The sequence below is a fragment of the Kitasatospora purpeofusca genome (assembly GCF_000718025.1).
In the GTDB taxonomy this organism is placed as follows: Bacteria; Actinomycetota; Actinomycetes; order Streptomycetales; family Streptomycetaceae; genus Kitasatospora; species Kitasatospora purpeofusca.
Genome location: NZ_JODS01000019.1, coordinates 55,641 through 74,168, shown reverse-complemented (window position 1 = coordinate 74,168; position 18,528 = coordinate 55,641). Strand labels below are relative to the sequence as shown.

The following is an 18,528-nucleotide window of genomic DNA, read 5'->3' as shown; positions in this document are numbered from 1 at the left end:
GTCGTGCGGCCGCCTGCTACTCGAGGTACCCCCGGAGCTGGGCGGCGAAGGCGTGGTCGCGGAGCTTGACCAGGGTCTTCGACTCGATCTGGCGGATCCGCTCCCGGGTCACCCCGAACAGCACACCGATCTCCTCCAGCGTGCGGGCCCGGCCGTCGTCCAGGCCGTACCGGAGCTGGACCACCTGTCGCTCGCGCTCGCCGAGGGTGGCCAGCACCGCCTCCAGGTGCTGGCGCAGCAGCAGGAAGGCGGCGGACTCGGCGGGTGAGGCCGCGTCGGCGTCCTCGATGAGGTCCCCGAGCGCGACGTCGTCCTCCTCGCCGACCGGGGTGTGCAGGGAGATGGGCTCCTGGGCGAGGCGGAGCAGTTCCCGCACCCGTTCCTCGGTGAGCTCCAGGGCGGCCGCGATGTCGGCCGGGCCGGGCTCGGTCCCGCGCTCCTGGAGCAGCGAACGCTGCACCCGCACCACCCGGTTGATCAGTTCGACGACGTGCACCGGCACCCGGATCGTCCGGGCCTGGTCGGCCAGGGCGCGGCTCATCGCCTGGCGGATCCACCAGGTCGCGTAGGTGGAGAACTTGTAGCCCCGGGCGTAGTCGAACTTCTCGACCGCCCGGATCAGCCCGAGGTTCCCCTCCTGGACCAGGTCGAGCAGGGTGAGGCCGCGGCCGATGTAGCGCTTGGCGACGGAGACCACCAGCCGCAGGTTGGCCTCGATCAGCCGGCGCTTGGCGAGCCGGCCGATCAGCACCAGGGTGCCGAGTTCGGCGGCCAGCCGGTCGGCGGGCGGCGGTTCGCGGTGCAGCCGCTCCTCGGCGAACAGGCCGGCCTCGATCCGGCGGGCGAGGTCGACCTCCTCGGCGGCGGTGAGCAGCCGGATCCGGCCGATCTCGCGGAGGTACTGGCGGAGCAGGTCGGCGGCGGGCCCGCTCGGATCGGCGGCCGCCGGACGCCGCGGTCCGACCGTCTCCTCGGGGTCCTCCGGCTCCTCCCGACCGGCGCCCTCCGCGCCCTCGGCATTCTCGGAGTCCTCGGAGTCCCCGTCGTCGGAGTCCCCGTCGTCGGCGTTCCCGTCGTCGGAGTCCTCGGCGTCCCCGTCCCCGGTGTCCTCGGGGCCGGCCGCCGCCTCGGCATCGGGGTGCCCCGACGGGTGGCCCTGGGCGGGCACGCGTCCGCCGTCCGCGGGCGGTGCCCCCGCCCGGCCGTGGGTCTCCGGCGGGTCGGCGGCGTCGTCGTACGGCGGAGGCGGGGCGAGCGGATCGGTGGTCGGTCGGGCGGTCGCGGCGAGGCCTCGGTCCACGGGCATCCCCTCTGGGCGGGCGCGACTCTGGCGGACCCGCGCTGTACGGAGGCAGGACGCCCTCCAGTGTGCGGCACACCACGCTCCGTGGCCGAGACTCGTGCGCGGACTTTCTGAACCGGGGCGCGAACGGGCGCCGGAGCACGCCGGAACGGGCGCTGGAGGGCGCCGGAGCACGCGGCAGCGCGCGCTAGAGGGCGGCCGAACCGCCGCTGCGCAGGGACTGCCCGTACTGCTGGAGCTGCCACAGCTCGGTCTGCACGGCGTGCATGTCCTCCGCGGCGGCGCGGTTGCCGAGGCGCTGGAGGTGGGCGCGGACCTCGTCGACCCGCCGGTCCACGGCCAGCAGTCGCAGCTTGACCAGGAACTCCCCCGCGTAGACGGCGTCCACCTTGCGGCGCGAGCGCACCGGTTCCACGGTCAGCTCGGTGACCAGCGAGCGCACCCGGTCGTCCGGGCAGATCTCGCGCACCACGCTGGTGAAGTCGGCCAGGGTGGCCCCGTACGCGGCGCCGCCGGCCTGGCCGATGGCCCGCCGCACGGCGGTGTAGGGCGGGGTGGGGAACTCGTCCTCGGCGTAGTTGTCGAAGGCCGGCGAGACCAGGTCCGGGTGCTGGAGGGCCAGTTTGAGCAGTTCCCGCTCGACGAACTGGGCCGGGTCGCGCGGGTTGAGCACGAAGGCGGGCCGGGCCGGGCGGACCGGCTGCGGCGGCTCGGGGCGGCGCTGGCCGTTGGCCCGGGGGTTCTGCTGGCGCTCGCGGTCCCAGCGGGCCAGTTGGGCCACCCGGCGGACCACGAACGGCTCGTCCAGGATGCCCAGCATGCCGGCCAGCCGGACGGCGTACTCGTGCTGGATGGAGCGGTCCTTGATCCTGGCGACGATCGGCGCCGCCTCCTCCAGCGCCGCCGACCGACCCTCGGGCGTGTCCACCCGGTGCTTGGCGACGGCCGAGCCCAGCGCGAACTCGAAGAGCGGGACGGGGTTGTCGATCAGTTCGCGGACCGCGTCGTCGCCCTTGGCCAGGCGCAGCTCGCACGGGTCCATGCCGCCGGGGCTGACCGCGATGGAGGTCTTGGCGGCGAACTTCTGGTCGTCCTCGAAGGCCCGCAGCGCGGCCTTCTGGCCGGCCGCGTCGCCGTCGAAGGTGAAGACGGTCTCGCCCCGGTACTGCGAGGTGTCCATCAGCAGCCGACGGATGATCTTGATGTGGTCCTCGGCGAAGGCGGTGCCGCAGGTGGCCACGGCGGAGGTGACCCCGGCCAGGTGGCAGGCCATCACATCGGTGTAGCCCTCGACCACCACCGCGCGGCCGGACTTGGCGATCTCCTTCTTCGCCAGGTCGATGCCGTAGAGCACGTGCGACTTCTTGTAGATCGGCGTCTCGGGGGTGTTGAGGTACTTGGGACCGTTGTCGTCCTCGCGCAGCCGCCGGGCGCCGAAGCCGATCACCTCGCCCGCGATGTCCCGGATCGGCCAGACCAGCCGCCCCCGGAACCGGTCGATCAGCCCGCCGCGCTGGCCCTGCGAGGCCAGGCCGCCGAGCAGGATCTCCTTGTCCGTGAAGCCCTTGCCGCGCAGGTAGCGGACCAGGTGCTCCCAGCCGACCGGGGCGTAGCCGACGCCGAAGGTCCGCGCGGACTCCTCGTCGAAGCCGCGCTCGGCCAGGAAGCGGCGGCCGATCTCGGCCTCGGGCGAGGCCAACTGCTCCTGGTACCAGGCGGCGGCCACCTTGTGCGCCTCGACCAGCCGGGTGCGCTCGCCCTGCTGGTGCCGGGGGCTGTAGCCGCCCTCCTCGTAACGCAGGGTGATGCCGGCCTGGGCCGCCATCCGCTCGACGGCCTCGGCGAAGGTGAAGTGCTCGATCTTCATCAGGAAGGCGATGGTGTCGCCGTTCTCCTGGCAGCCGAAGCAGTGGAAGACGCCCTTGGCCGGATTGACGTAGAAGGAGGCGGACTTCTCGTCGTGGAAGGGGCAGACGCCCTTGTACTCGCCACCGCCACCGTTGGTCAGCTGTACGTAGTCGCCGACCACGGCGTCGATCGGCAGTGCGCTCCGCACCGCCTGTACATCTTCGTCCCTGATCCGCCCGGCCACCCCGGAAGTCTACTGGGGCGGCCGGGTCTTCCGGCGGGCCCGACCGGCCCGCCGCCCGTCAGGACCCGGCCGGGCCGGTCAGCCGGGCGTGCAGGGCCAGCGCGGAGGCGTCGGTGAGGGTCGCGATCTGGTCGATCACGGTGCGCAGGGCCGCGCGGTCGTCCTCCGCCTCCTCGTACATCGCGGCGAACACCGGGTCCAGCACCTCGGGGGCGCGCCGGGTGAGGACCTCGGCCAGCTCGGCGATGACGATCCGCTGCCTGGCCCGCAGCTGGGCCTGCTCGTCGCGCTGCATCACGTACCGGACGGCGACCGCCTTGAGCACCGCGCACTCCAGCCGGACCTCGCGCGGCACCACCAGCTCGGCCCCGTACCTGGTCAGCGGGCCGGGGCCGTAGCGGGCCCGGGTGGCCTGCTCGGCGGCCAGGCAGAACCGGCCGATCAGCTGGCTGGTGAGGTCCTTCAGCCCGGCCCGGGCGCGGGCGGTGCCGTCGTACGACTCGGGCCACCAGTCCTTGTCGAGCAGCCGGTCCAGGGCGTCCGCCAGCTCCTCCGGCTCGGCGTCCCGGGCGTAGCGCTCGGCGACCTTGAACAGCTCGGACCGCTCGCTCGGGGCACGCAGCGCGACCGGGTCGATGTGGCCGGCCTGGAGGCCGTCCTCGACGTCGTGGGTCGAGTAGGCCACGTCGTCGGACCAGTCCATGACGGTGGCCTCGAAGCACTTGGTCCCGGCCGGGGCACCGGCCCGCAGCCAGCGGAAGACCGGCAGGTCGTCGGCGTAGACGCCGTACTTGGGCGAGGCCGGGTCGGTGGGGTGGGCGCCGTGCGGCCACGGGTACTTGGTGGCGGCGTCCAGGGCGGCGCGGCTCAGGTTCAGGCCGACGCTGCGGCCCGGCCAGGGGGCCAGCCGGGCCGGCGTCCCGTCCTGCGGGGCGAAGCGCTTGGGCTCCAGACGGGTCAGGATCCGCAGCGACTGGGCGTTGCCCTCGAAGCCGCCGCAGGCCTCGGCGGCCTGGTCGAGCGCCTCCTCACCGGTGTGGCCGAACGGCGGGTGGCCGATGTCGTGGGCCAGGCACGCCGTCTCGACGAGGTCCGGGTCGCAGCCGAGCGCCGCGCCCAACTCCCGGCCGACCTGGGCGCATTCCAGCGAGTGGGTCAGCCGGGTGCGGGGGAAGTCGCTGCGCATCGGGGCGACCACCTGGGTGGTGCCGGCCAGCCGGCGCAGGGCGGCGGAGTGGAGCACCCGGGCACGGTCGCGCTGGAAGGCCGTCCGGCCGGGGCGTTTGTCCGGTTCGGGAACCCAGCGGGCCTCGGCGGCGCGGTCGTACGGGGTCGGGGTCGTGGCGGCGGTGAGGCGGTGCGCGGTGTCGTCCATATGCCCCTCACCGTACGCCGCGGCTGTGACACCGGAAGTGTGCCGCGCGCGGCCGGGCGCGGGCCGGGGCGTGAACCCTTGGACGCCCGCCGTCGGCCCTGTTGTCGAGGGCGGCGGTCAGCCCCGCAGCGCCTTGAGCACGGCCGCGGCCGCGCCCTCCTGGCCCTTGGCGTTGGGGTGGATCGCCGCCAGGCCCTGCGTCGGGAACGGCGGCTCCACCCAGCGGGCGGTCTCGCCCGCGCACATGTCGTGGCCGGCCGAGGGCCCGGAGAGGTCCACGAAGACCGCGCCGGCCGCCTCCGCCCGGCGCTTGAGCATGGCGTTGAGCTGCTGCTCCTTCTCCACCAGGAAGCCGAGGTCCCCGCCCGCGACGGTCGACCCCAGCACCGGGACGCAGCTCGCCGGGTCGGCGGGCAGCAGCGCCGGGTAACCGACCACGTAGACCCTGGCCTGCGGGGACCGCCGCTTGACCTCCTTGAGGGTCTCGCCGAGCCGCTCGCCGGCGCTGTCCACCTTGCGCTGCACCTGGTCGCCGCCGTCCGCGGCCGCGTAGGAGTCCCGGCAGGGCGCCGCCGCCCGGTCCGAGCCGACCAGCCCCTTGAGCGCGTCCACCAGGTTCTCCTTGGCGCACTGGCCGACGACCTCCATGAACCCGGCGTCGTTGCCGCCGATCCCGAGGGTCACCAGCCGGGTGGCCGGGGTGAGCGCGTCCAGCTGCGGCGGATTGACGCCGCCCTCGGTGCTCTGGGCGCCGGTGAGGTCGCCGGTCCGGGCACCGCTGCAGCTGACGTCGCGGAACCGCTCGCCCGCCAGGCCGAGCGCCTGGGCCACCAGCGAGGGGTAGTTGACCGCCGAGCGGGAACAGCCCTTGGGCACGCCCACCTGGGGGCTGATCTTCAGCCCCGCCGTGTAGGAGTCGCCGAGCGCCACGTACGGCCCGGTGGGCGTCGGCATCGGGGTGGGTGCGGCCCCGGTGGCGGCGGCGCGCGGCGGTGCCGAGCCGCCGGCGGCGGCCGCGGCGACGGTCTCCGAACCGGACGAACCGGAGCATCCGGCGACCAGCACGGCGGCGAGGCCCGCGCTCAACACGCCGCCGAGCGTGCCGATCGGGCGTACGGACAGTGACACGGGAACCCCCCGGTAGGAGCCGCTGGCATTCTCCCTACGACGGCCCGTCCCCCGGGCACCGCAGTCCCCAACGGACGGGCGGGCGCGATCGCTCCCGTCCGGAACGGGAAATTTCGGCGGGCGCCCCGGAGGCCCGACAGCGGGCAGCCCCGGGCGACGGTGACCGTGGTGACCGTCGCCCGGGGCCGCCCGGGGCGACTGCTCCGGCGGACCGCTCCGGCCGACTACTCCGGCCCGCGCTCGTGCTCGGCCAGGAACTGCTCGAAGCGGCGGCCCAGCTCGTCCGCGGACGGCAGGTCCACCGGCTCGGCCAGCAGGCTCTCCCGGCCCTGCGAACCGGCCACCGCGTCGTACTGGCCCTCCATGCCGCGGATCGCCGAGCGGAGGTCGCCGTCGCCCTGCGCCAGCTGCTCCTCGATGTCGGCGTACACCTCGTCCACCCGCTCGCGCAGCAGCGTGCCGGGCAGCACCAGCCCGGTCGCCGACTGCACGGCCTCCAGGATCAGCACCGCGGCCGCCGGGTACGCCGAACGCGCCACGTAGTGCGGCACGTGCGCGGCGAAGCCCAGCACGTCGTGCCCGGCCTCGGCCAGCCGGTACTCCAGCAGCGCCTGGGCGCTGCCCGGGACCTGCGCCTGCTCGAACCACTGCGGGTAGCCGGCCGCGAGGTCCAGCCGGTTGCCGTGCGGGGTCAGACCGACCGGGCGGGTGTGCGGCACGCCCATCGGGATGCCGTGGAAGTCGAGGGCCAGCCGGACGTCGAAGCGCTCGACCAGCTGCCGGACGGCGGCGGCGAAACGCTCCCACTCGACATCCGGCTCCGGGCCGGTGAGCAGCAGGAACGGGGAACCGGCCGCGTCGTGGAGCAGCTGGAGGAGGATCTCCGGAGGCTCGTAGGACGACCAGTGCTCGCGGTCGAAGAGCATCGCGGGGCGGCGGGCCCGGTAGTCCACCAGACGGTCGTGGTCGAAGCGGGCGACGACCTGGGGCTCGCCCGTCTCCAGCAGGTGGTCGACCACCTGGGCGCCCGCCTCGCCGGCGTCCATGAAGCCCTCGAAGTGGTGGAGCAGCACCAGGCCGGCACCGGTGTCCGCCAGCGCGGCCCTCGCCGCGGCCACCGCGGCCACACCCTGCTGGTCCAGCTCGTACAGCGCCTGGGGATCACGCACCGCTCACCCACACCCCGTTTCTTTCCTCGTCGCGGTTCACCGCGCACGCCCCCGCGCGGCTGCCCGCGCTGGGACTGCTGCCCGGCTCTCCTCGTCCAGCGTGCGGAGTGCCGCCGGAATTCCCGCCGGGCCGGGCCCGTTTCGCGGCCCCGCCCGGCGCGCGCCCGTCGTCCCGCCCGTCGCGCGCCCCCGCGAGGCCGACCGGACCATGATCGCACCCGGCCCGAAAGGCCCTGGTCAGGGGGGTGCGAACGGTCGCCGCCACAAGCCCCGGACCAGCCCCGACGGCCATTCGTGTGCCGCGAAGTGACGCATTGCCTTCTGGCGGGTATCGTCCTCTCGCTGCCTCGCATCGTCGCGTCGTCGTCACGTCGTCCGTAACGCCGTCGATCACGACCCGGACCGGTGCTCGGCCAGCCACCTACGACGCATCTTGCCTTCACCTGGCCGCCTGCTTCCCTTCGCGCTCTCGTTTCCTCTTCGGCCATCTCGCGGACGCACACTGTCCCCTCGCTCATCCCGCCGGACCGGTCCGTGGACCCGTGTCCGTTCCGGCACCGCGCTGCCCGACTCCGGGCCGTCGCTCCCCGCCCCGCTCGACCGGACCTCCGGCGTGCGCGGGCACCGGTGGGCGCACTCCGGAGCGGGGCGAACCGTCCACTGCTGACCCTCGCCGCACCCCGGCACGGGCCAGCGCCCTCCGACCGCCGAAGGACCGAAGGTTCCGTGCCCGTACCTGTCATCCTCACCGGCCGCACCGTGCGGCTGGAGCCCCTCGCCGCGCACCATGCCGAGGCCATCGCCCAGGCCGGCGCCGAGGACCGTACGACTTACGCCTTCACCCCCGTCCCGCACGGCCTGGAAGCTGCCCGGGAGTACATCGCGCGTGCTCTGGCGGACCAGGCCTCCGGCCGGTCGCTGCCGTTCGCGACGGTGAACCAGGCGGACGGCCGAGTGGTGGGCTCCACCCGGTTCCTGGAACTCGACTACTGGCAGGGGCCGCTCGTCTGGCCGCCGGTTCCCGGCGTGCCGTTCGGCGACCCGGCCACGGCCGTCCCGGACGCCGCCGAGATCGGCAACACCTGGCTGTCCCCGCGCGCCCAGGGCACCGGCATCAACACCGAGGCCAAGCTGCTGATGCTGCGGCACGCCTTCGAGGTGTGGGGCGTGCAGCGGATCTCGCTGCGGGCCGACGCCCGCAACATGCGGTCGCGGGCCGCCATCGAGCGGCTGGGCGCGACCGGCGAGGGCGTCCGCCGGGCGCACTCGCGGGGGCTGGACGGGGTGGTCAGGTCCACCGCGTTCTACTCGATCCTGGACAGCGAGTGGCCCGCCGTGCGCGACATCATCGAGCTGCGGATCGCCGCCGCGACCTCGCCGAGCGCCCCGGATCCGGCGATCAACCAGGAGTGCCTTAGACACGGCGGCGGCGCGGGGCATCTGATCACGGCCTGAGGCCTCCGGCCGGGTCTCCTCCGGAGGGTCCGGGCGATTCGGCGGTCCGGTGGTTCGGGGCCGGAGGGTTCGTCCGCCCTGATGTCCGGACCCGGCGCGGGTCCGGACACCAGGGCCGGGGTCAGTCCGCGACCGGCCCGCCCGCGACCGGTCCGCCCGTGAGGGCGGCCCGCAGCAGCCGGGCCAGCAGGCCGGCGCCCCGGCCGTCGTCCTCGGGCGCCCGGCCGGGGCAGGCCTCGACCACGGCGGAGACCGGGCGCCGGCCCGCCCGCTCCGGCGCCACCGTCAGTTCCCACCAGGGGTGGCCGTCCGGACCGCAGAGCCGGAGCGTGCCCTCCCGGGTGTGCAGCGCCGGGCGGCGGCCCCCGACCAGCGGCCCGGCCCCGGTGCGCAGCCGCTGCCACTGCTCGTCCGTCCACAGCACGTCCGGCACCGGGCACGGCCGCGGCACCAGCATCTCCGCGCGGCCCCGGCCGGCGGACACGCTCCCCGGTTCGACGAAGGCCCAGGCCGGCAACGGCTCCCGGGCGGCCAGCCAGTCGGCGGGGATCCCGGCCGTCCCGGTGTGCGCGGCGACCACGCCGCCGGTGATCGCGGCCACGGTGTCCGCGTCCCCGCCGGCGGCCACCGCCGTCCGGATCGCCGCCGGGTAGTCGGTGAGGTGCCGGGCCGCGCACCACAGCGCGTACGGGACGGTGTCGGCGGCGCTGGTCCGGCTGCCGTTGCCGAGCAAGCGCGCCACCACCGTGAGGTCCGGTTCGGCGAGCAGCGCGACCGCCTCGGCCAGGCCGTCGTGGACGGCACCGCGCGGGGTCAGGTCGAGGACCTGCTCCAGGAAGCCCGCCGGCGTCGTCCGGGCACCGCGGGCCCGCGCCGCGCAGGCGGCGGCCACCGCGACGGCGACCGCGCCGTCCACCGCCTGCGGGTGGGTGTGGGTGATCAGCGCCGTCTCGACGGCCGGGCGCACCGCCTCCGCCGGGTCGGCCGCGTACGCCGCCCCGAGCGGGGCGACCCGCATCGCGGCGCCGTTGCCGTACGAACCCTGGCCGTCGAACAGTGCCGAGGCCAGCTCCCGGGCGTCACCGCCCTCCCGGACCAGCCGCAGCAGCCGGTTGGCGGCCGGGCCGTAGCCCCGGTCGAAGTCGTGCCTGCGGGCGAAGGCATGGGTGAGGTCGAACACGTCGATCGCGCCGCGCTCGGTGTGCGCGGCGTACACCGAGCACGCCATCTCGGTGTCGTCCGTCCACGGCCACGGGCCGGGCGGGGTGGTGCGGGCGGCGAGGTGGGCCCGCGCGGTGGCGGGGACGAAGAACTGCGCGCCGAAGGCGTCGCCGACGGAGAGGCCCTGGAGCGCGTCGAGCGCGGGGCCGGGGTGAGGAATCGTCATCTTGGGCACCAAGCCCACCGTCCGCACCGGCCCGGCGTCAACCCGGTTCCACCGGACACTCCCCGGGCGGGCGATGTTTCGCATACCTCCGAACCGGGCGGGAAACACCTCGGCATGACCCTCGCCGCCCCGGCCTCCGCCGTTCCGCCGACGCTCGCCGCCGTGACGCGCCCGCCCGTCGCCGCTCGCGCGCGGGCCGCACCCCGGCCGGTCGTCGACCCGCTGCTGCTGGTCGGCGGCGACCAGCAGCACATCGTCACCCGCGCCCAACTGCGCGCGCTCGGAGTGCCGTCCGGGAGCATCGCGCACCGGCTGCGGCCCGGCGGCCCGTGGCAGCGGGTGCTGCCCCGGGTGATCTGCCTGCAGACCGGGCGGCTGACCCCGCACCAGCGGCTGCGGGCCGCACTCGCCTACGCGGGCCCCAAGGGGCGGCCCGCGCCGCAGGCCGGGGAGGTGCTGCTCACCGGGGTGGCGGTGCTCGCCGACGCCGGCCTCCCCTCCGCCGGGCACCCGGCGGACCTCACCGAGGTGGACGTCCTGATCCCCGCTCAGCGACGGGTCGCCGACCGGGGGTTCGTCCGGATCCACCGCGCGGCCGGGGCGATGCCGGGCGGCTTCGAGCGCGACGACGGGCTGTGGAGCACCTCGGTCGCCCGCGCGCTGGCCGACCTCGCGCCCCGGGCGGGCGGACAGCGCCGGTTCCGCGCGCTCTGCGCCGAGGCCGTCCAGCGGCGGCACTGCGAACTCGGCGAGCTGCTGGACCAGTTGCTCGCCCGGCCGGACGCCCGCGAACTGACCGGGCCGGCCCGGGTGGTCGAGGAGCTGACGGCCGGAGTGCGGTCCGTGGTCGAGGGCGAGGCCCGGGACGCGGTGCGCGGCGCCGGGCTCCCCGAACCGCTCTGGAACCCGGTGCTCTTCCTGGACGGGCGGTTCCTGGCCGTGCCGGACGCGTACTGGCCGCAGGCCTGCGTCGCCCTGGAGATCGACTCCCGGGCCTGGCACCTGAGCCCGGCCGACCACGAGCGGAGCCTGACCCGGGCCAACCGGCTGACCGCCGCCGGCCTCCCGGTCGTCCGCACCACCCCCGTCCAACTGCGCCGCGACCCGGGGCCGGTGCTGCAGGAGGTGGCCGCGCTGCTCTCGGCCGGTCCGCACGGACCGCACCGCCGGGTCACCTGGCGGCGGGCCCGGTGAGGGGACGGGGGCGGGGCAGTGCTGGGGCAGTGTTGGGGTGGCTCGACGGCTTTGCGGTTCGGGGACGCTGCGGTTCGGGGACGCTGCGGTTCGGGGGCGCCGCAGAGTGCGACCCCGGGAGGTCACGGCTGCCGGCCCTCCGCCTCCCGGCCCGCCGCCTCGGCCGCCGCCGCCAGCTGCTGCAGGACGCCCAGGTGGTCGGCGAGCGCCCGGCGGCCGGCCCGGGTGGCGGCCAGCCAGGTGCGCGGGCGCTTGCCGACGTAGCCCTTCTTGACCGACAGGTAGCCGGCCTCCTCCAACGCGCTCGCCGCCTTGCTGAGCACCGAGTCGGAGACCTGGCAGTAGTCCCTGACGGCGGAGAACTCGGCCTCGATGCAGCCGCCGAGAAACGCCAGCACGGTGAGCCGGGTGGGGTGCTGGAGCAGCGGGTCGAGCCCGGCCATCAGGCGTCCCCCGCCTCGCGGCGGATCCGGGCGTTCACGCGCACCATCGCCAGCCAGAACAGCGCCCCGGCCGTGACGCCGGCACTGCCGAACGTCCCCCGGGCATCGGCTCCCAGCAGATGGACCACGGCGGCCACCGCGAGGGCTCCGGCGAAGACCAGCACCACCCAGCGCGTCATCGGCCCGCCGAAGCCGGGCGTCCAGCCCCTCGCCACACCGCCGCGACGGGTCACCACGGCCCCCAGGGCACCGCTGACCGCCGCGAAGACCCCGCCCAGCACACCGGCCAGCCAGCTCGCGTCGGCCCACAGGGCGTAGCCGAGGCCGAGGCCGTAGAGCGAGAAACCGGCGGCGAACGTGGCGCCGTACCAGGCGGGCACCGGCTGCGGTGCCTGGGCGGCGGCGCGCGCCCGGGCGGCGAGGCCCAGCGCCTCGGCCGCGGACAGCTCGACAGGCACGGAATCGCTCATGGAGTCCCCCGGTGGTGGTGATCGTTGATCTTGATTCCACTATGGCACGTACTTTCCGCGATGGAAAGTACTTTCAGTGGGGCACCGGACCCAGTGAGGCGCCGAGCCGCATCCGCTCCTCAGCAGCGGGAGTCGATCTCCTGGAAGGTGGCGTAGTGGTCCGCGGTCCAGTACTGCTCGCCGGAGCCACCGGTGACCACCCGGCGGGCGCCCCGGTCGCCGGAGCCCGGGGTGACGACGGTGAACTCGTGGTAGTAGCCCGAGGTCTTGCGCGGGAGGCGGCTCTCCCGGTTCTCGAAGACGATGCCGTCCGAGCGGTAGGGGTAGGGGCCGCCCTTGGCGATCAGTCCGAGGGTGTCGCGGGCCTGGTCCGGGAGCCTGGTGCGGCAGACGTCGGCCAGCGCCGGGTCGGTCGGCACCCAGCCGGTGCCGGCGGCGGTCGCCGGCGGGGTGGCGGGCGGGGTCGCGGGGGCGGAGGGCCGGGGTGCGCTGGGCTTCGGTGCCGCCGGAGCCGTCGAGGCCGCGCCGGGGCCGGTGGCGGTGGGGGTCGCGGCAGTCTTGGACGCGGCGCTTTGGGACGCGCCGCCGCCGGTGTCGTCCGAGAGCAGGTAGCCGACCGCGGCGGCGAGCACGCAGATCAGCACGGCGAGGGCGGTCCACAGGCGGTTTCTGCTGGTCATGGGCCCAGCTTGGCAGTCGGCGGACCGGGGTCCGGCCAGCCACACGCGTGGTCGGCGCCACACCGGGGGGCGGGGTCCGCCGCGGTGGGACCGGACGAGAGGGAAAAGCATGCGGCCGGGGCGGGTACGGACGCCATTGTCCGTTCCTGCCCCGGCCGCTTCACGTACGCCGGTTCTCCTGCGCCGAGCTCCGGTGTACGCCCCTCCCCGATGGAGGGGACACGGTCAGCGATTCGGCCGTGCCGAGGGGCTCATGACGAGCCCCCGGCACTCAGCGCGAGTCGCTGCCCGCAGTCTCGATGGCGGCGCGGCCGGCCTCCAGCCGCGCCACCGGGATCCGGAAGGGGGAGCAGGAGACGTAGTCCAGCCCCACCTCGTGGAAGAAGTGCACCGACTCCGGGTCGCCGCCGTGCTCGCCGCAGACGCCGAGCTTGAGGTCGGGGCGGGTGGCCCGGCCGGCCTGGACGGCGTGCTTCACGAGCGAGCCGACACCGTCGCGGTCGATGGTCTCGAAGGGCGAGACCCCGAAGATGCCCTTCTCCAGGTAGGCGGTGAAGAAGGAGGCCTCGACGTCGTCGCGGGAGAAGCCCCAGACCGTCTGGGTGAGGTCGTTGGTGCCGAAGGAGAAGAACTCGGCGGCCTCGGCGATCTGGCCGGCCGTCACGGCGGCGCGCGGCAGCTCGATCATGGTGCCGAGCTTGATGTCCAGCTGGACGCCGGTGGACTGGGCGACCTCGGCGAGCACGCGCTCGCACTCGTCGCGGACCAGCTCCAGCTCCTGGACCGTGCCGACCAGCGGGATCATGACCTCGGGGCGCGGGTCCGCCCCGGCGAGCTTGCGCTCGGCGGCGGCCTCGGCGATGGCCCGGACCTGCATGCCGAACAGGCCGGGGATGACCAGGCCGAGGCGCACACCGCGCAGGCCGAGCATCGGGTTCTGCTCGTGCAGCTTGTGCACCGCCTGGAGCAGGCGCAGGTCGTTCTCGTTCGGGTCCTTGCGGGCCTCGGCGAGGGCGACGCGCACCGACAGCTCGGTGATGTCGGGCAGGAACTCGTGCAGCGGCGGGTCGAGCAGGCGGACGGTGACGGGCAGTCCGTCCATCGCCTGGAACAGCTCCAGGAAGTCGCCCTTCTGAAGCGGCAGCAGGGTGGAGAGCGCGGCCTCGCGGTCCTTGTCGTTGTCCGCGAGGATCAGGTGCTCGACCTCCTTGCGGCGCTCCTCGCCGAGGAACATGTGCTCGGTGCGGCACAGGCCGATGCCCTGGGCGCCGTAGCGGCGGGCGCGCGAGCCGTCCTCGGCGTTGTCGGCGTTGGCGCGCACCGCGAGGCGGCGGCGGCCGTCGGCGTGGGACATCAGCCGGTGCACGGCCTGGACCAGACCGCCCTGGACGTCGGCGCCGGCGTGCAGGGTGCCCTCGAAGTACTCCACCACCGCGGAGGGGAGCACGGGTACCTCGCCGAGGTAGACCTTGCCGGTCGCGCCGTCGATGGAGACGACGTCGCCCTCTTCCAGCTCCAGGCCGTCGGCGGTGGTCATCCGGCGGCGCTTGGTGTCGACCTCCAGCTCCTCGGCACCGCAGACACAGGTCTTGCCCATGCCGCGGGCGACGACGGCGGCGTGCGAGGTCTTGCCGCCGCGCGAGGTGAGGATGCCCTCGGCGGCGATCATGCCGTCCAGGTCGTCCGGGTTGGTCTCGCGGCGGACCAGGATGACCTTCTCGCCGGAGCGCGACCACTTCACCGCGGTGTAGGAGTCGAAGACGATCTTGCCGATCGCGGCGCCGGGCGAGGCGGCGAGGCCCCGGGCGATCTGCTTGGACTCGGCGTTCGGGGCGAAGCGCGGGAACATCAGCTGGGAGAGCTGGCCGCCGGTGACCCGCATCAGGGCCTCGTCCAGGTCGATCAGACCCTGGTCGACCAGCTGGACGGCGATCCGGAAGGCGGCCGCGGCGGTGCGCTTGCCGACCCGGGTCTGCAGCATCCAGAGCTTGCCGCGCTCGATGGTGAACTCGATGTCGCAGAGGTCCCGGTAGTGGGTCTCGAGCGTCTGCATGATCGACATCAGCTCGTCGTACGACTTCTTGTCGAGCTTCTCCAGCTCGGACAGCGGCAGGGTGTTGCGGATGCCGGCGACGACGTCCTCGCCCTGGGCGTTGGAGAGGTAGTCGCCGTAGACGCCCTGGGCGCCGGTGGAGGGGTCGCGGGTGAAGGCGACGCCGGTGCCGGAGTCCTCGCCGAGGTTGCCGAACACCATGCTGCAGACGTTGACCGCGGTGCCCAGGTCGTTCGGGATGCGCTCCTGGCGGCGGTAGAGCCGGGCCCGGTCGCCGTTCCAGGAGTGGAAGACCGCGTGGATGGCGAGGTCCATCTGCTCGCGCGGGTCCTGCGGGAAGGCCCGGCCGGTCTCGCGCTCGACGATGCCCTTGAACACCTCGACCAGCTGCTTCAGGTCCGCGGCGTCCAGGTCGAGGTCGCTGGCGGTGCCCTTGGCGTGCTTGGCCTCGTCCAGGGCCTCCTCGAACAGCTCGCCGTCGACGCCCAGCACGGTCTTGCCGAACATCTGGACCAGGCGGCGGTAGGAGTCCCAGGCGAAGCGCTCGTTGCCGGACTGGGCGACCAGGCCGACCACCGAGGCGTCCGAGAGGCCGATGTTCAGGACGGTGTCCATCATGCCGGGCATGGAGAACTTGGCGCCCGAACGCACCGATACGAGCAGCGGGTTGTCGGCCTGGCCGAGCTGCTTGCCCATCTCCTGCTCGAGCGCGTCCAGGTGGGCGCTGATCTCCTCGTGCAGGGAGGTGGGCTCGGTGCCGGTCTCCAGGAAGACCTTGCAGGCCTCGGTGGTGATCGTGAACCCCGGAGGGACCGGAAGACCCAGGTTGGTCATCTCGGCCAGGTTCGCGCCCTTGCCGCCAAGAAGATCCTTGAGGTCCTTGTTTCCTTCAGTGAAGGAGTAAACAAACTTCTGCTGGGACGCCACGGGTCGGTCTCCTCGCGCACGGTTGCCCTGACGCCGGAGAACATACCCATTTCGAAGGCACTTCTGCGCCGCCAATAGGCCGTACGTGGCCAGGACCCGCAGGTAACCCGATAGATCGAATGCATGGAACGGCGTTCACCTCTGGAGGTGAAATCGTCCGGATGACGCTAGCAAGCGTTCAAGTCTTGAAGGCATGGAAACCGGAAGATCACATATCCGGAACACACGGTAGCCACCGGCCGCCCGGGCTGACGGCCCGGCTTGATTTCCTGCACCCTCAGTGCCGATCCGCCGCCGCCCCCCTTCGGGAAGCGATCCGCCTTCGACTTGTTCATTTCGTACTGTCGGACCCCTGGGGCACGCAGGGTATGTGGCAAGCGTCACGGACACATCTCACCGATCGAGCGTAGGTCGACTCCGCCCATCGTCGCACTGCGTCCAGAAACGTGCTCGCTCCGTGACATTCGAATGCCAAAAAGGAGCCCTCTTGTCCAGAGTGGCAAAGAGGGCTGGGACGGGGTGGCCATCGACCCGAGAGGGCCATATTTGCCACCCCGTACAGATCATCCGCCAGAGGTGTCCGATTCGGCGTCTTCGCCCGGTCGGGCGCAGTCGTACGGATCGTCCAACCAGCCCTCCGGCAGAACCACACGGTTGTTGCCGCTGGTCCGCCCCCGCGGGCCGTCGGCGCCGGCCGGCCAGCTCTGCGACTGCTCCACCAGGGCCAGGGTTTCGGCCAATTCGGCCAACGAGGACGAGTTCGCCAGCTTCACCCGCAGTTCCGAGCCCACCGAGAAGCCCTTGGTGTACCAGGCGACGTGCTTCCGGAAGTCGATCACGCCGCGGGCCTCGTCGCCCAGCCACTCGCCGAGCAGCTGCGCGTGGCGGACCATCGCCCGCGCCACATCGGCGAAGGTCGGACGGGCGTAGTCCACCTCGCCCTCGAAGATCGCCACCAGGTCCCGGAACAGCCACGGCCGGCCCAGGCAGCCGCGGCCCACCACCACGCCGTCGCAGCCGGTCTCGCGCATCATCCGCACCGCGTCGTCCGCCGACCAGATGTCCCCGTTGCCGAGCACCGGGATCCCCGCCGGGACGGCCTCGCGCAGCCGGGCGATCGCCGACCAGTCGGCGGTACCGCCGTAGTGCTGGGCGGCGGTGCGTCCGTGCAGGGCGATCGCGGAGACGCCCTCCTCGGCGCCGATCCGGCCGGCGTCCAGATAGGTGAGGTGGTCGTCGTCGATGCCCTTGCGCATCTTCATGGTGACCGGCAGGTCGCCGGCGTTGGACACGGCCTCACGGAGGATCTCGCGCAGCAGGTTGCGCTTGTACGGGAGCGCCGAGCCGCCGCCCTTGCGGGTCACCTTGGGGACGGGGCAGCCGAAGTTGAGGTCGATGTGGTCGGCGAGGTTCTCGTCCGCGATCATCCGGGCCGCCTTGCCGACGGTCACCGGGTCCACGCCGTACAGCTGGATCGAGCGCGGCTTCTCGCTCGGGTCGAACTTGATCAGCTGCATGGTCTTGGCGTTGCGCTCGACCAGGGCCCGGGTGGTGATCATCTCCGACACGTAGAGGCCCTTGCCTCCGCTCTGCTCGCGGCAGAGGGTGCGGAACGGCGCGTTGGTGATGCCGGCCATCGGCGCCAGGACCACGGGCGGCCAGACCTCCATCGGGCCGACGGTCAGCGGCGCGAACTCGGCGCCGGCTGCGGTGGCGGTGGCGCTGGTGGTCGCGGTGCCGCCGGTCGCGGTGGCGCTGCCGGTGGCGGTGGTCGCGGTGCTGCTGCCGGTCGTACCGGTGGCGCCGGTCGTGCCGGTCGCGGTGCTCGGCTCGGTGGGTGCGGGCGGGACTGTCATGCGCGGCTGACCTCGGGGACGGCGATTCGGGGACTCTCCATTGTCCCCCACCCGCCGCGCCCGCCCCGGAGGGCCATCGGTCCGGGCTCCCCACCGCCCCTGGCCCGGCGCTGACCAGGCCCTGCCCGCCTTTCTCCCGACCGGTCCGGTCGCTCTCACCCGCTGCCGTCGGCGTCACCGTCCCTCGCGAAGACCTCCACCGAACCGGAGCTGACCGAGATCCTGACCTTGTGCGGGCTGGAGCGGTCGGCCAGCACCGGATCGATCCCGCCCCGGGGAGCGGAGCCGCCCTCGAAGTCGTAGCGGGACCCGCGCGGCAGGCCCAGGCTCACCGACCCCGAGGTGACACCGATGTCCACGGCCGAGGGCTCCGCGGTGAAGCCCAGCTCCACCGAGCCCGAGGTCGCGGCCACGTCGGCCCTCGGGGAGGTGAGGCGCCGGCCGTGCACGGAGCCGGAGGTGGTACGCACGGTCAGCGGACCGGACACCTCGTCCAACCGGACCTCCCCCGAGGTGGAGGCCAGATCGATCTCACCCGTCACCCCGGCGATGTCGATGCTGCCGCTGGACTGCCGTCCGGTCACCGCGACCCCGGGCGGAACCTCAAGCTCGACCACCGCTCCGCAGCCGATGTCGCCGACCGCGAACACCTGGTTGCAGACCATCCGGACGTCGAGCTCGCCCTGGTCGAACAGCGCCGAGACCACCGGCTTCCGCACCATCCAGTTCAGGAGCTGCCGGACCACCACCTGGCCCTCCTGCCCGGGCCGGATCCGGACGGCGGCCCGGCCGGTGTCCAGCCGCACCTTGGTCACCGCGATCCCGTAGGTCCGCTCCGAACGGCTCTGCTGCTGCACCGCCGTCGCCCAGGTCTGCAGGGCACCGATCAGCATCACCACGACCAGCGTCACGGTCCCGAGGACCCGCCAGCCCCGGTGGCCGCCGCGGGCGGGCGGCCCGGGCACGGGTGCAGCGGGACTCGCCGTCGCCGTCCCC

Annotated in this window: 14 protein-coding genes; 2 read left to right on the top strand and 12 right to left on the bottom strand. The window is 73.8% G+C overall.

Translation table 11 applies throughout. The features are described 5' to 3' along the window. Positions 1-16: 16 nt before the first annotated feature. The 5 genes from IF01_RS0125195 to IF01_RS0125175 form a co-directional block, all read right to left on the bottom strand. Positions 17-1,306, bottom strand: a complete 1,290-nt coding sequence (locus tag IF01_RS0125195) for an RNA polymerase sigma factor (protein ID WP_078880285.1) — start codon at positions 1,304-1,306, stop codon at positions 17-19. Positions 1,307-1,490: 184 nt separating this feature from the next. Continuing rightward, entirely contained in the window at positions 1,491-3,395 is a 1,905-nt protein-coding gene (gene dnaG, locus IF01_RS0125190; protein ID WP_030395818.1) for a DNA primase, read from the bottom strand. 58 nt (positions 3,396-3,453) lie between these two features. After that, positions 3,454-4,770, bottom strand: a complete 1,317-nt coding sequence (locus tag IF01_RS0125185; RefSeq protein ID WP_030395817.1) for a deoxyguanosinetriphosphate triphosphohydrolase — start codon at positions 4,768-4,770, stop codon at positions 3,454-3,456. A 117-nt stretch (positions 4,771-4,887) separates the two neighbouring features. Next, the gene (locus tag IF01_RS0125180) at positions 4,888-5,898 is read right to left on the bottom strand and encodes an SGNH/GDSL hydrolase family protein (protein WP_051756178.1); all 1,011 of its coding nucleotides are present in this window, start codon (positions 5,896-5,898) and stop codon (positions 4,888-4,890) included. Positions 5,899-6,122: 224 nt separating this feature from the next. After that, on the bottom strand, positions 6,123-7,067 hold the full coding sequence (locus IF01_RS0125175) for a PAC2 family protein (RefSeq protein WP_030395815.1): 945 nt from the start codon (positions 7,065-7,067) through the stop codon (positions 6,123-6,125). Positions 7,068-7,793: 726 nt separating this feature from the next. Between IF01_RS0125175 and IF01_RS0125170 the strand changes: the two genes are divergently transcribed. Beyond that, positions 7,794-8,522, top strand: coding sequence for a GNAT family N-acetyltransferase (locus tag IF01_RS0125170; RefSeq protein WP_030395814.1), 729 nt, complete (start codon positions 7,794-7,796; stop codon positions 8,520-8,522). Positions 8,523-8,643: 121 nt separating this feature from the next. Here the strand turns inward: IF01_RS0125170 and IF01_RS0125165 are convergent, their stop codons facing one another. Then, on the bottom strand, positions 8,644-9,909 hold the full coding sequence (locus IF01_RS0125165) for an ADP-ribosylglycohydrolase family protein (protein ID WP_078880289.1): 1,266 nt from the start codon (positions 9,907-9,909) through the stop codon (positions 8,644-8,646). Between the two features lie 114 nt (positions 9,910-10,023). Between IF01_RS0125165 and IF01_RS0125160 the strand changes: the two genes are divergently transcribed. Continuing rightward, positions 10,024-11,103, top strand: coding sequence for a putative endonuclease domain-containing protein (locus IF01_RS0125160; RefSeq protein ID WP_051756174.1), 1,080 nt, complete (start codon positions 10,024-10,026; stop codon positions 11,101-11,103). Between the two features lie 122 nt (positions 11,104-11,225). Here IF01_RS0125160 and IF01_RS0125155 read toward each other — a convergent pair whose 3' ends face one another. From IF01_RS0125155 to IF01_RS44245, 6 genes are all read right to left on the bottom strand, one after another. Continuing rightward, a complete protein-coding gene (locus tag IF01_RS0125155; protein ID WP_030395811.1) occupies positions 11,226-11,546 on the bottom strand; it encodes a transcriptional regulator in 321 nt (106 codons plus the stop codon). After that, positions 11,546-12,016, bottom strand: a complete 471-nt coding sequence (locus IF01_RS0125150; protein WP_030395810.1) for a hypothetical protein — start codon at positions 12,014-12,016, stop codon at positions 11,546-11,548. The genes IF01_RS0125155 and IF01_RS0125150 overlap by 1 nt, the downstream gene beginning before the upstream one ends. Positions 12,017-12,135: 119 nt before the next feature. Continuing rightward, positions 12,136-12,696: a ribonuclease gene (locus IF01_RS0125145; protein ID WP_078880284.1), complete on the bottom strand. Its 561-nt coding sequence runs from the start codon at positions 12,694-12,696 to the stop codon at positions 12,136-12,138. A gap of 271 nt (positions 12,697-12,967) precedes the next feature. After that, entirely contained in the window at positions 12,968-15,676 is a 2,709-nt protein-coding gene (gene ppdK / locus IF01_RS0125140; protein WP_030395808.1) for a pyruvate, phosphate dikinase, read from the bottom strand. 563 nt (positions 15,677-16,239) lie between these two features. Beyond that, positions 16,240-17,346 (bottom strand): tRNA dihydrouridine synthase DusB, encoded by a 1,107-nt coding sequence (gene dusB / locus IF01_RS0125135; RefSeq protein WP_030395807.1) that lies wholly within the window; start codon positions 17,344-17,346, stop codon positions 16,240-16,242. Between the two features lie 341 nt (positions 17,347-17,687). Continuing rightward, positions 17,688-18,497, bottom strand: coding sequence for a DUF4097 family beta strand repeat-containing protein (locus IF01_RS44245; RefSeq protein WP_030395806.1), 810 nt, complete (start codon positions 18,495-18,497; stop codon positions 17,688-17,690). Between the last annotated feature and the right edge of the window lie 31 nt (positions 18,498-18,528).

What these genes read in the sequence shown, in the direction of transcription:
- dusB (WP_030395807.1), bottom strand. Translation starts at nt 17,346, where the DNA reads ATGGAGGTCTGGCCGCCCGTGGTCCTGGCGCCGATGGCCGGCATCACC.
- IF01_RS0125150 (WP_030395810.1), bottom strand. Translation starts at nt 12,016, where the DNA reads ATGAGCGATTCCGTGCCTGTCGAGCTGTCCGCGGCCGAGGCGCTGGGC.
- IF01_RS0125145 (WP_078880284.1), bottom strand. Translation starts at nt 12,696, where the DNA reads ATGACCAGCAGAAACCGCCTGTGGACCGCCCTCGCCGTGCTGATCTGC.
- IF01_RS0125185 (WP_030395817.1), bottom strand. Translation starts at nt 4,770, where the DNA reads ATGGACGACACCGCGCACCGCCTCACCGCCGCCACGACCCCGACCCCG.
- IF01_RS0125160 (WP_051756174.1), top strand. Translation starts at nt 10,024, where the DNA reads ATGACCCTCGCCGCCCCGGCCTCCGCCGTTCCGCCGACGCTCGCCGCC.
- IF01_RS0125165 (WP_078880289.1), bottom strand. Translation starts at nt 9,909, where the DNA reads ATGACGATTCCTCACCCCGGCCCCGCGCTCGACGCGCTCCAGGGCCTC.
- IF01_RS0125195 (WP_078880285.1), bottom strand. Translation starts at nt 1,306, where the DNA reads ATGCCCGTGGACCGAGGCCTCGCCGCGACCGCCCGACCGACCACCGAT.
- IF01_RS0125155 (WP_030395811.1), bottom strand. Translation starts at nt 11,546, where the DNA reads ATGGCCGGGCTCGACCCGCTGCTCCAGCACCCCACCCGGCTCACCGTG.